Origin of the sequence: Allorhizobium borbori (assembly GCF_014196535.1) — a bacterium.
GTDB classification, from domain to species: Bacteria; Pseudomonadota; Alphaproteobacteria; order Rhizobiales; family Rhizobiaceae; genus Ectorhizobium; species Ectorhizobium borbori.
In genome coordinates this window covers 15,747-28,395 of the sequence record NZ_JACIDU010000016.1, presented here as the reverse complement: position 1 = coordinate 28,395, position 12,649 = coordinate 15,747, and the positions used below count along the sequence as shown (strand labels likewise).

Genomic DNA, 12,649 nt, shown 5'->3' with positions numbered 1-12,649 from the left:
GATGAGGAAAGTAATTGCGGATGCGACGGAGGCGTTGGCTGGCGCATTGTTCGACGGCATGACGATCATGGCGGGCGGCTTCGGCCTCTGCGGCATACCGGTAAGCCTGATCGAGGCGATCCGGCTTTCGGGTGTGCGCGATCTTACGGTCATTTCCAACAATGCCGGCGTCGATGGTCACGGGCTCGGCATTCTTCTGGAAAGCCGGCAGATCCGCAAGATGATCTCGTCCTATGTCGGCGAGAACAGGCTGTTTGCCGAGCAATATCTCTCGGGTGAACTGGAGCTGGAGTTCAACCCGCAGGGTACGCTGGCAGAGCGCATTCGTGCCGGCGGAGCCGGCATCCCGGCCTTCTACACGAAGACGGGCGTGGGGACGCTGGTGGCGGAAGACAAGGAAATCCGCCGTTTCGGCGAGGCTGATTACGTGATGGAAACCAGCCTGTTCGCCGATCTGGCGATCGTGCACGCCTTTCGTGGCGATGCCGAGGGCAATCTCGTCTATCGCAAGACGGCCCGCAACTTCAATCCGGTGATGGCGACGGCAGCAAGACTGACGGTTGCCGAGGTCGAGCATCTGGTTCCGGCCGGCGAGATCGACCCCGACCACATCCACACGCCTGGCATCTTCGTGCAGAAGGTCGTGCACATGGCCAATCCCCACAAACGTATAGAGCAGCGCACCACACGCCCGAAAACGCTGAAGGAAATTGCCTGATATGGCCTGGAGCAGAGAGCAGATGGCGGCGCGGGCCGCACGTGAACTCAAGGACGGCTTTTACGTCAATCTCGGTATTGGCATTCCGACGCTGGTTGCCAATTTCATTCCCGACGGTGTCGATGTGACGTTGCAGAGCGAAAACGGCATGCTTGGCATGGGGCCGTTTCCCTTTGAAGGTGAGGAGGATGCGGACCTGATCAATGCCGGCAAGCAGACAATCACGGAACTGCCGCGGACCAGCTATTTTTCTTCCGCCGACAGTTTCGCAATGATCCGCGGCGGCCATATCGACCTGTCAATCCTCGGCGCGATGCAGGTGTCGCAGAGCGGCGATCTCGCTAACTGGATGATCCCCGGCAAGATGGTCAAGGGCATGGGGGGCGCCATGGATCTGGTTGCCGGCGTCAAGCGCGTTGTCGTGGTGATGGAACACGAGGCGCGGGGCCAGCCCAAGCTTCTGGCCGAATGCACCTTGCCGCTGACCGGACGACGGGTTGCCGATCTTGTCATCACCGATCTCGGCGTCTTCACGCTGGCGCGCCACGGCGAACCGAAAATGACGTTGATTGAACTGGCCGATGGCGTGACGCTGGAGGAGGTCATCGCCAAGACCGCTGCCCGTTTCGAGACGGCGCTGGACAAGAAGGAGCAGGTAGCATGAGCGAGATCGTTATCGTTGCCGCAAAACGCACCGCGGTCGGCAGTTTCATGGGAAGCTTCGCCGCTACACCCGCGCATGTGCTTGGGGCCACCGTTATTACCCAGCTCGTATCCGATACCGGCCTTGCCCCGGACGAGATCGATGAGGTTATCCTCGGACAGGTTCTGACCGCCGGGCAGGGACAGAACCCGGCGCGGCAGGCGAGTATTTCGGCGGGGCTAGCTGAATCGACCACCGCATTCGGTATCAACCAGGTTTGTGGTTCGGGTCTGCGGGCGATCGCAATCGGCGCGCAACAGATCCTGTGTGGTGACGCCAAACTTGTTATTGCTGGCGGTCAGGAATCCATGTCGCTTTCCCCGCATTGCCAGAACCTGCGGGTACCTGCAAAAATGGGCGCGGTGAGCTTGCTCGACACGATGCTGAATGACGGACTGACCGACGCCTTCGGTGGCTACCACATGGGTATCACCGCCGAAAACGTCGCGGCCCGGTTCAACATCACGCGCGAGGCGCAGGATGCATTTGCTTTTGCATCGCAGAAAAAAGCCGCCGCCGCCCAGATCGCCGGACGTTTTGCAGACGAGATCGTGCCTGTTACGGTAGAGAGTCGCAAAGGCACCACCGTCGTCGAAAGCGATGAATATATCCGCGCGGATGCCAGCCTTGAGAAAATGGCCAGTCTCCGCCCGGTCTTTTCCCGCGAGGGAACTGTAACCGCGGCAAACGCCTCGGGCCTCAATGATGGCGCGGCCGGCGTCGTACTCATGTCGAGACACGAGGCCGAAAGGCGCAATCTGCCGGTTCTGGCCCGCATCGCCTCCTGGGCGATCGCGGGGGTTGATCCCGCACTGATGGGAACCGGGCCGATCCCTGCATCGACGAAGGCATTGGAAAAGGCTGGCTGGGCGGTCGCCGATCTCGACCTCATCGAAGTCAACGAGGCCTTTGCGGCGCAGGCCTGCGCGGTGGAAAAGTCCATGGGGTGGGATCCGGACCGGGTCAACGTCAATGGCGGCGCGATTGCCATCGGCCATCCAATCGGCGCGTCAGGTGCGCGTGTACTGGTGACGCTTCTGCATGAAATGCAGCGGTGCGATGCGCGCAAGGCGCTCGCCACCCTGTGCATCGGCGGCGGCATGGGCGTTGCGATGTGTCTGGAGAAAGCTTAACGCGCCGGTAGCGCGTCGAGTGGCCGTGTTCAGCATTGCTTCCGGAGGAGGATGGGCGTGTTCGAAAACGTAAAGGTCGAAGGTGTGCAACGCGCCATCGATTTTTTGCGAAGGCCGGTCTCGCGGAAAGTCGAGATTATTTTTTATACATGCGCGCTGCTCGTCACCGTTTGTTCGGGCATTCATTGAATCATGTCGCGTTGAATGAGCCGAATTAAATATTATCCGCGCAAATCCAAGCCAGTCCAAGGCCGCTGTTATGTGTCAGGCGGCTTTACAGATGCTGAAGTCCCGAAACTGGCGGTGACGTTCACGTAAATCACTTTGCGCCCGCCAGGTCATGGCTCTTTCGGCCACCTGCGTATGGCCGGGGCCTTGCATATCGGCGGGTCAAGACCAGTCGCGGCAGGCGGGTTCCAGCCAGCCATCGCGGATCGCGTTCTGTTCCATTTTCATGACGCGCGTGTGATTGAAATTCAACTTTGGATTTATTTACGGCCACATGAAAAGCAAAGTCGATATTGTCGCTTATTTGCGACATGGCGGCGTTCATCGTCCATGTTCAAAAGGGAATAAAGGACGACTTATTTAGAATAATCTTTTTTTATCAGTCTATTAGGGTGTGTTCATGGCAGGGTATTTATAAAAATAAATACTATTTGACAATTATAAATTTTATGCGAATTTCTCTCTGCCTGATCGAACGGGTGGCGGTGGAGACCACCTGACAGGCGCTGGGAGAGAAGATGAATATCCGGGAGGAGAGCCTGTCGCGTATCGCGTCGGGTGCTGGCTTCGACGTGCTCATTGTCGGCGGCGGGGTCAATGGTGTCGCAGTGTTGCGCGAACTGGCGCTGAACGGCGTTTCGGCGCTTCTCGTCGATCGGGCCGACTTCTGCCGGGGCGCTACGAGCGCATCTTCCCGCATGGCCCATGGCGGCCTTCGTTATCTGGAAAACCGTGAATTCAAGCTGGTGGCCGAGTCCGCCCGCGAACGGAACCTTCTTCTGAAATACGCGCCACACTTCACGCTCCCGCTGGAAGTGGTCGTGCCGCTGTCCCACTATCTGCGGGGCATGCCGGGTTCGATCCTGCGGTTTCTCGGCCTAAGCAACCGGAGTGGACCGCTTAGCGCGGCAGGCCTCAAAGGGGCGCTTTATCTCTACGAATTCCTTGGCCGCGTGGACAAGGTGTTGCCGCCACATCGCACGGCGCTCCACCGCGACGCCTTTCCGAAGAGCCTTGCTGCCCGCTACCGGGCTGTTATCAGCTATTTCGACGCCCGCATTCGCAACCCCGAAGCCATGGTCATGGAAATGATCGAGGATGCGATGCAGGTGAGTGAAAACGTGGCTTGCCTGAACCACGTTCGCTGGACCCATGGCGTCGACGGTTTTACCATTTCCGACAGCGTGTCCGGCCAGACGGTGCAGGTGCGGCCCAAGCTGGTGGTCAATGCTGCCGGTGCGTGGGTCGACCAGGTGAACCAGGCGCTTGGGCTGAAGACCGCCTATATCCGGCCGGTCAAGGGCGCGCATGTGCTGGTGCGGCACGAAGAGCTGCACAGACGCATGAACAATCGTGCCTTCTATTTCGATGATGGCACCGGCCGGATGGTGATCTGCTATCCGCTCGACCGCACCATTCTGCTGGGGACGACGGAAATCCAGGTCGCCACTCCAGACGATGATACGATCGCCGCCTCCGAAACCCTCTATCTCACGGGCGCTCTTTCCGGGCTCTTCGATGACATCGAAATCACCGAGAAGAATATCGTCGCGGTGACCACCGGCATTCGCCCACTGCAGGCGGGCGGTGATGCAAGCGTCAACCGCGCCAATCGCGACCACCTGATTGCGGAGGACCGGCTCGGTTCCGGCCAGCCGCTTCTTTCGCTCATCGGTGGAAAGTGGACGACCTTCCGGGCCTTTGGCGAGCAGACCTGCGATCGCATCCTGCAGCGGCTTTCCATCGTGCGCAGGGCCGATACCCGCCGCAGGCCCTATCCAGGCGCTGTCGGTATCGCGCCCGGTCAGACGGGCCGGCAGGAGTTTACGCGGCGGTTGGCCGGCACATTCCACCTTGCTTCGGAACGAGCCGAGATCCTCGTCGCCCGTTATGGGGCGGTGGCCGAGCGCGTCGCGGCTTTCTGTGATGCGGGCACCGATGCGCCGATGACAAGCCTCGGCGACTTCACCCAACGCGAAGTGCGCTGGTTGATCGAGCAACGGGCGGCGCTCTTCCTCGATGACCTGCTTCTGCGACGCACGCAGATCGTGCTGGACGGTCGCTGCACCGAGGCGGTCGTGCGTGATTTCGGCGCCTTGCTTGCGACGGTGAGGGGTCTTGATGCTGCCTGGGCGGACCAGGAAATCGTCCGCTGTCTCGCCATGCCGACCATCTTGCCGCGGCAAACGGTCGGGACGGAAATGCAGGGTGTGCGCCATGGGTGATCTGTTTCTGGCCATCGATGCGGGTGGAACGGCCGTCAAGGCGGCGGTTTTCGATGCGAACGGACAACTCGTCGCCTCCCGGGCTGTCGATGTCGTGACCATTCACCGCGATAACGGCTGGGTTGAGCGCGACCCGGAAGCCTTCTGGCGCAACACGGCCGTTGCCATCCGCGAACTGACGGCCACGGTCATCGATCCGGCCCGCGTTGCGGCGATTGCCTGCACCGGCTTCGGCAACGGCATCTTTCTCGTGGATGAACAGGGGAACGGCACGCGCGACGGCATCGTGTCCGTCGATCACCGCGCACAGTCCATTGTCGATGAGTTTCATCGCGATGGCACGGCTGCGGATATGGAGGCCTTTTCCGGCCACCGGATCTGGGGCGGCCAGACGATCATGCAACTCATCTGGCTCGCCCGCAATGAACCGCGCGTGGTCGAAAAGACACGCTGGGCGTTGGCCTGCAAGGATTACATTCGCATGCGGTTGACCGGCGTTGCGGCCTCCGATCCCACGGATGCGAGCGGCGGCGGTCTGCTCGATCTGACCAGTGGCGCTTACGATCCGGCCTATTTCGAGCGTCTTGGTATCGGCATTTTCAACGAACGCATGCCGCCGCTCGTTGAAAACACCGGTATCGCCGGACAGATTTCGCCAACCGCTGCCACTGAGACGGGGCTTCTCGCCGGAACGCCGGTCGTGTCGGCGATGATGGATGTCAGCGCCTGTGTCATGGGGTCCGGGGTTATCGGCAGCAATGCGCTGACCATGATCGCCGGCACCTGGTCGATCAATGCCATTGAGACCGACCGCACGGTGCGTGAGAACCCGCCGATCCTCAACATGCTGCACCGCGACCGCGCCTGCCGTCTTCTGGCGGACGGCAGTCCGACATCGGCGGCCAATCTGAGCTGGTATCTCGCGCAGGCCGCGGGCGGTGCGATCGATGTCGCCTTGGCCAACGCGCTTGTCGCCGCAAGCCCCGTCACCGGTCGTCGCTGCCACTTCATGCCCTTCGTCAACGGTCCCGCGCCCCGACGCGGCGCCTTTGTCGGGCTCGTCAATTCGGATGACCGTGGCTCGATGCTGCGCGCGCTCTATGAAGGTGTCGCTTTCCAGCATCGCCGTCATGGCGAAACGGTCGTGAACTACGTTGCGCCCCACAGGCCTTCGATCATTCGCCTTGCGGGCGGCGCGTCGAAGAGCCGCGTCTGGTCGCAGATCTTCGCCGATATCTGCGGCATGCCGGTGGAAGTGTCAGAGGGCGACGAGCTTGGCGCACTGGGCGCGGCCATGTGCGCGGCCGTGGCAACGGGGCACTACGCCGATCTTGCGGCGGCAGCGCGCGGCATGTGCCGCGTCACCCGCACGGCCATGCCCGACGAGGCGGTGCGTCCGTTCTATGAGGACCGTTACCGGGAATTTCTGACGCTCGATCAGAAACTGGCCGATCTCTTCTAGGGGCGGCCACTGAACCACTATTCTTTGGAGGAGGAATGAACATGAAACTGAAGACAGCCTTTTTATGCTCCGCGTGCATGTTGGCGGCACCCGCAACGGTTTTGGCAAACGGTGATGCCTGCATCGGCAAGGTGCCGACGCTGAACGTGATCGGCCAGGGCATGCCCTCGGTCACCGAACTCGACAAGTATGTGGGCGAGTTCAACAAGAAGTGGCAGACCACGGTGAAGATCAATCTTCTCGGTGAAAACGAACGCCGCGCCAAGGCAAGGCTCGATGCATCCACCGGCGCCGGCGCCTATCAGGTGCTCTATGTCGATGAGGCGAACACTCCGGAATATGCGACAGCCGGCTGGCTTTATCCGCTGGCTGACGTGCTTCCGGCCGAATACGATATTGCCGATTTTCGCGTCGACCTCGCCAATGTCGCGACCTATGAGGGCAAGCAGTATTTTGCGCCCTTTGTCGGCGGCGGCGATATTCTGATCTATCGCAAGGATGTGCTTGAAAAGGCGGGTCTTTCTGTTCCCAAGACGCTGGATGACATGGTTGCCGGCATCAAGAAGGTCAATGATCCCGCCAACAAGCTTTATGGCTGGGCAGCGCGCGGCCAGCGCGGCTCCGGCATGAATGTCTGGCGCTGGACGCCGTTTTTCCGCGGTCTCGGCGGGGAATGGATGGATGGCAAGACGCCAGCCTTCAATTCCGACAAGGGTGTTGCGGCAACCAAGCTCTACATTGATCTGATGAAGTATGCCCCGCCCGGCGTCGGCACCTTCAACTGGTCGGATTCGGTTGAAGCCTTCCGGGGCGGTCAGGTTGCCTATCTGATCGAATCCGACGTGTTCGGTCCCTGGATGGAAGATCCCGAAAAGTCGACCGTCAAGGGTAAGGTGGGCTATGCGCCGCCGCCCGAACCGCTGGGCTCTGCCGGTTGGGCCCATGGCTTCGCGGTTTCCAAGGTTGGTGCCAAGGATGAGTGCACGAGGAAAGTCGCGGGCGATTTCGTAGGCTGGGCAACGTCCAAGGAGATGGAGGCCCGCCGCCTTGCGGATGGTATCGCGTCCGATGTCGGTCGCCAGTCGACGCTGAAGAGCGACGCTTTCCGCAAGGCCGTCCCGGCTGAATATATCGACGCGCTGCTGGCAACGGGTTCGCGCACGAAGCTGCTCATCATGGCAAGCCCCGTGTGGCCGGAAATCGGCGACAATCTCGGTCTTGCGCTTGAAGAACTCTTCACCGGCACGAAGACCGACGTCCAGGCGACGCTCGATGAAGCAGCCTTCGCCGCCGAGGATACGCTTCGGCACGCAAAGTAACAGCGGAGATCGCGACCGGGCGTATGTTCGCCCGGTCAGGTCCGCGCCTTTCAAAGAGCAACGGAATGCAAAAACAGAGATTCGTCTTCTGGACGCTTGCGCCCGCCTTTTCCATCCTTGCGATCCTCGCCCTGGTTTCGGTTGCCGGCGCGCTGTATTTCTCGGTGATGGACCGGTCGTTGCGCTATCCCGACTATGATTTCGTCGGGCTTTACAACTACCAGCGTCTTCTCGGCGACCGCCGCTTTCTCAATGCGCTCAAGATCTCCGCGATCTGGGAGGTTGTGACCGTGGCCGGATCATTGCTGGTGGCGGTATTCCTTTCGGTCTACATTTTCGAGACCACGCGTTCGGCCCGCACCCGCAACCTCATCTGCCTTGCCTTCCTTGCGCCGGTGTTGCTGCCGCGCGTTGCCGCCGCCTTCATCTGGCGTTTTCTGTATTCGCCCTCGCTTGGTCTCATCAACTACCTGACCGGATTGCTCGGGTTTGGCCCGATCGAATTTCTCGCCGACCCGCAACTGGCGCTGTTTTCGGTCGCCGTCGTCGATATCTGGCAATGGGGCCTGTTCTTCACCGTCATCATGCTGAAGCTGCTGGAAACCCTGCCCCGGGACCCGATCGAGGCGGCGCAACTCGATAATGCAAAGACCTGGGAAATCCACGCCTACGTGACCATGCCCATGTTGAAGGCGCCCGTCATCAGTCTTGCGCTCGTCAAGGCGGTGGAATCGCTTCGATCCTTCGATCTGATTTTCGTCATGACCGGCGGCGGACCGGGAACATCCACCGAGACGCTCGATCTCTACGCCTATCAGGCCGGCATCAATCTCGGCGGACGTGTTTCATACGCATCGGCCATGTCCATCCTCCTTCTTCTCATAACCACGGTCGTCTTCACGCTCGTCTGGCGAGGTATCCGCAAATGGTCAGCCTGATCCGCCGCACCGTCTCCCGAGGGTTTCTCGCCCTCATGATCCTGATCGCGCTTTTGCCGATCCTCTGGACCATTCTCGGCTCGTTCAAGAAGCTGAAGGACATCGTAACGCCCGTGCCGACGCTGATCTTCACGCCGACGCTGGAGAATTTCACGACGATCCTGCAGAACCCGTCCATTCGCGATGGCCTTGGAAATTCTGTCGTGATCGTCGGCGTCTCGGTTCTTCTCGGCGCTCTTTTCGGCATCCCCGCTGCCTACAGCCTTGCCCGGCATGTGGAGCGCAAGAAGGATGATCTGCAGTTCTTCGTCCTTTCCCTGCGCTTCATGCCGCCGGTAGCAATCGCCATCCCGTTCATCATCATCTACCTCGATAGCGGTATCTACGACACGCTGGCCGGGTTGATCCTCGTCTACCTCATTTCCACGATCTCGACGGTCATCTGGCTGTCCGTGCCGGCCTTCGAGCGGGTGCCCAGGGAAATCGAAGAGGCGGCGGCGATGGAAGGCTGCTCGCAGGCCGAAATCTTCATCAAGTTTGCGCTGCCGATCGCCGCCCCTTCGCTCTTCGGCTCCCTCGTCTTCACCTTCGTGCTGGTCTGGAACGAACTGTTGCTGGCGCTCACGCTCGCGGCCGAAAACGCTACGCTTCCCGTTGTGGCGGCGTCCATTACCTCGCTCGGCAAGGAAGTTCCCTGGGGCGTTATCAATGCCTCGACCGTCATCCTCGTACTGCCGCCGCTGGTTTTCATCGGGTTGTTGATGGGCTTCATCAACCGGATGGTCGCCACGGGTCGCAAATAGGAAAAATCGACATGGCCAACATCAAATGCACCCGAATCCGAAAGTCCTACGGCGGTCACACCGTCATTTCGGACCTCAATCTCGACATCTCCGATCATGAGTTCGTCGTGTTCCTCGGCCCTTCCGGCTGCGGAAAATCCACGATGCTGCGCATGATTGCCGGGCTTGAGGAAATTTCGGACGGCACCGTCAGCATCGGCGGTCGTGACGTAACGCATCTTCCACCGGGCGAGCGTGGCGTTGCGATGGTCTTCCAGTCCTATGCGCTCTATCCGCATATGTCCGTCTACGACAACATCGCTTTCGGCCTGCGTCGCCAGAAGGTGCCGGCAGAGGAAATCCGCCGGCGCGTGGATCAGGTTTCGAACCTGCTCGGTCTCGGCCAGCTTCTCGAGCGCAAGCCGAAGAACCTGTCCGGTGGTCAGCAGCAGCGTGTCGCCATGGCCCGCGCCATGATCAAGACGCCGAAGCTCTTCCTGTTCGACGAGCCGCTTTCCAACCTCGACGCCAAGCTGCGCGAGAAGCTGCGCACGGAAATCCGGCGCATGCATCTCGAATTGAAGACGACAACCATCTTCGTCACGCATGACCAGCTTGAAGCGATGACGATCGCCGACCGCATCGTGCTGATGCGGGCCGGAGCGATCGAGCAACAGGGTACGCCATCGGAGATTTTTGACCGGCCCGCGACGCGCTTTGTCGCAGACTTTATCGGCTCACCGGCGATGAATTTCCGGGAGTGCAGCGTCCATGTCGAAGGCGACCGCGCCGAACTGGTCTCGGGTTCGATACGGCTCAAGGTACCGGCGAAGGACTATCGGGACCTGGTCTCCGGCGCCCGGGTAGAAGTGGGATTGCGGCCGTCCAAGATGGACATCGCCGCAGAGGGGGATGTGAACATCATCAGCGGCACCGTCGTGCTCATCGAAAACATGGGCAGCGAAGGGCAGGTGATTGTCGATGTCGACGGGCGAGAGATGTCCTTTGTCACGAAGGCGTTTCGAACGATCGAGGCGGGACAGCGGATCAACTTCTCCATCGATCCCGACAACATTCACATTTTCTCCAGGGACGATGGGCGCTCGCTGTTGCACGCCGCCGCCTGATCCGATCCGACGAAGCAATGGACAGAACCATGATGAAAACCCGTTACGAAGAAAAGATGGAGCGCATCCGCGCAGGCCGCTATGCGAAGGGCGACTTCATCATCGCCGACGCCAAGGACGCCGATCTGTCCGGTGGCATCCTGACGACCGGGCGGCGGAGAGACGCGGAAGGCCGCGTGGTCGGGAACCGCACCCGCGCGGAATTTCTCGCCGAGATCGAGGCTCTGGTGAAGCATGATATGGTCGACATCATGCTGGCCTCGACATCCAGCATCGAAAGCCTGCAGTCACGCAAGGTCTTTGCCGGCTCACGCGTCATGCCCGCATTTCGCGCCAATGACACGACGGATGTGTGGGGCGTGGTGCGCGGCGGCAATTATCGAACAGCACCGTCTCTGCCCTACAGCGGCACGGACCTGACGCGGGCGCAGGCTGATCTTTGCCTCTATTCCATGACGTTCAACAATGATGCCGCGGCCGACATGGCAACGCTCGAAGCCTATCGCGATTTCCGCCCGAGGCTGCGCGCCGCCGGCAAGCGGCACTTCCTCGAAGTGTTCAACCCGAACATGCCGACCGGCTTCGATGCCGGAGAGACCGGCATGTATGTCAACGATTGCATCGTTCGCACGCTGGCCAGCCTGACGGATGACGAGCGCCCGGAATTCCTCAAGGTTGCCTATAACGGACCGGCGGCGCTGGAAGAGCTTGTGGCGCATGACAGCTCGGTCGTGGTCGGCGTTCTCGGCGGCGGCACCGGCACGCATCGCGACACGTTTGAACTCGTCTGGCAGGCGGAAAAGTTCGGTGCCCGGCTTGCCCTGTTCGGCCGCAAGATCAACCTGGCCGAACATCAGCCCAGCTTCATCACCTGGATGCGCGCCGTGGCGGATGGCAATGCCACGCCGGCGGAGGCCGTTCGCGGTTATCACGGGCACATCGTCAAACTTGGCCTTGCGGCAGACCGTCAGGTTGACGATGATCTTTTGATCACCGAAGAGGTGCTGCTGGCTGCCGCCGAGCGCTAACAAGGTTACCGGGAAGCATCAATGTACCGTTCGCAACATCCGTCCAACAAGGTCATCGCCGAGGTGGCGTGGATGTATTACGTCAAGAACCTCAATCAGGGAGAGATTGCGGACGCGCTCTCCCTGTCGAGGCCGACCGTCATCAGTTACCTGAAGCTTGCCAAGGAACGGAACATCGTCTGCATTCAGGTGGCGCCCGAGCATTATCGCCTGAATGCCATGGCGGATGCGCTGACCGAGGCATACGGACTGAAAAGCGTTCATATCGTGCCCGATGAGGGCATGCAGGGCGAAATGCTGACGCGGGCGGTGTGCGAAGTGGCGGCACACCATTTGCCGAATGTTCTGGAAAAGGGCGATGTGCTCGGCGTTTCCTGGGGACAGACCGTCTCCTTCGTTTCCGAGTACGTCCCGCACTGGCCGATCGAAAGCCTGACCGTCCGGCAGTTGCTCGGCTCGATCGCCAATCCGCTGCTCAGCACCTCCGAAAGCTGTACGACGGAAATCGCCAGAAGACTGGAGGCCTATTGCATCAACTTCAATGCCCCGGCCGTCTGTTCAAGCGCGGCATTGGCCTCGGCGCTGAAAATGGAACCTATCATCCGCGAACAGCTTGAAAACCTGCGCAAATGCAACAAGTCGGTTTTCTCGCTCAGCCCCTGCACACCGGATACGCATGTCGTGCAGTTCAAGATCGCCACCGTTGCGGAGATAGATGAATACCGGAGCAAAGGCGCCGTGGGCATCATTGCGGGCCGCTTCATCGACGAGTTCGGGCAGGCGGTACTCGGCGATCTCGATGAACGGATCATCGGCGCCGATCATGACCTCCTGCGCGAGATGGAGGGTCTTCTCGTCGTTAGCGGCACGTTCAAGATCGCGGCAACGCGAGCCGCTCTCAGGGGCGGCTTCGTCGATCATCTCGTGACGGATTCGAAAATGGCGGAACTTCTAGTCGCGTCGGAGTAGCGGAGATTTCGAGCCAT

The 12,649-nt window shown here is 60.5% G+C and carries 11 protein-coding genes; all 11 read left to right on the top strand.

Annotation, left to right across the window (positions count from 1 at the left end; genetic code table 11):
• Window position 1 precedes the first annotated feature (1 nt).
• The 11 genes from GGQ66_RS17565 to GGQ66_RS17515 all read left to right on the top strand — a co-directional run bounded on the left by GGQ66_RS17565 (window position 2) and on the right by GGQ66_RS17515 (window position 12,632).
• Window positions 2–718 carry a CoA transferase subunit A gene (locus tag GGQ66_RS17565; RefSeq protein ID WP_183794049.1) on the top strand — a complete coding sequence of 239 codons (717 nt, stop codon included), beginning with the start codon at window positions 2–4 and terminating at the stop codon, window positions 716–718.
• A gap of 1 nt (window position 719) precedes the next feature.
• A complete protein-coding gene (locus tag GGQ66_RS17560; RefSeq protein ID WP_183794048.1) occupies window positions 720–1,382 on the top strand; it encodes a 3-oxoacid CoA-transferase subunit B in 663 nt (220 codons plus the stop codon).
• Complete coding sequence (locus GGQ66_RS17555; protein WP_183794047.1) at window positions 1,379–2,554, top strand: acetyl-CoA C-acetyltransferase; 1,176 nt, start codon at window positions 1,379–1,381, stop codon at window positions 2,552–2,554. The genes GGQ66_RS17560 and GGQ66_RS17555 overlap by 4 nt, the downstream gene beginning before the upstream one ends.
• Window positions 2,555–3,300: 746 nt before the next feature.
• The gene (locus tag GGQ66_RS17550) at window positions 3,301–5,007 is read left to right on the top strand and encodes a glycerol-3-phosphate dehydrogenase/oxidase (RefSeq protein ID WP_183794046.1); all 1,707 of its coding nucleotides are present in this window, start codon (window positions 3,301–3,303) and stop codon (window positions 5,005–5,007) included.
• Window positions 5,000–6,469 carry an FGGY-family carbohydrate kinase gene (locus tag GGQ66_RS17545; RefSeq protein WP_183794045.1) on the top strand — a complete coding sequence of 490 codons (1,470 nt, stop codon included), beginning with the start codon at window positions 5,000–5,002 and terminating at the stop codon, window positions 6,467–6,469. Before GGQ66_RS17550 ends, GGQ66_RS17545 begins: the two co-directional genes overlap by 8 nt.
• Window positions 6,470–6,510: 41 nt before the next feature.
• A complete protein-coding gene (locus tag GGQ66_RS17540; protein WP_210287312.1) occupies window positions 6,511–7,788 on the top strand; it encodes an ABC transporter substrate-binding protein in 1,278 nt (425 codons plus the stop codon).
• Between the two features lie 65 nt (window positions 7,789–7,853).
• Entirely contained in the window at window positions 7,854–8,726 is an 873-nt protein-coding gene (locus GGQ66_RS17535; RefSeq protein ID WP_183794043.1) for a carbohydrate ABC transporter permease, read from the top strand.
• Window positions 8,714–9,529 (top strand): carbohydrate ABC transporter permease, encoded by an 816-nt coding sequence (locus GGQ66_RS17530; RefSeq protein WP_183794042.1) that lies wholly within the window; start codon window positions 8,714–8,716, stop codon window positions 9,527–9,529. Before GGQ66_RS17535 ends, GGQ66_RS17530 begins: the two co-directional genes overlap by 13 nt.
• An 11-nt stretch (window positions 9,530–9,540) precedes the next feature.
• Window positions 9,541–10,635, top strand: a complete 1,095-nt coding sequence (locus GGQ66_RS17525; protein WP_183794041.1) for an ABC transporter ATP-binding protein — start codon at window positions 9,541–9,543, stop codon at window positions 10,633–10,635.
• Between the two features lie 29 nt (window positions 10,636–10,664).
• Window positions 10,665–11,663: a hypothetical protein gene (locus GGQ66_RS17520; RefSeq protein ID WP_237358973.1), complete on the top strand. Its 999-nt coding sequence runs from the start codon at window positions 10,665–10,667 to the stop codon at window positions 11,661–11,663.
• Window positions 11,664–11,684: 21 nt separating this feature from the next.
• A complete protein-coding gene (locus GGQ66_RS17515) occupies window positions 11,685–12,632 on the top strand; it encodes a sugar-binding transcriptional regulator (RefSeq protein ID WP_183794040.1) in 948 nt (315 codons plus the stop codon).
• Window positions 12,633–12,649: the final 17 nt, after the last annotated feature.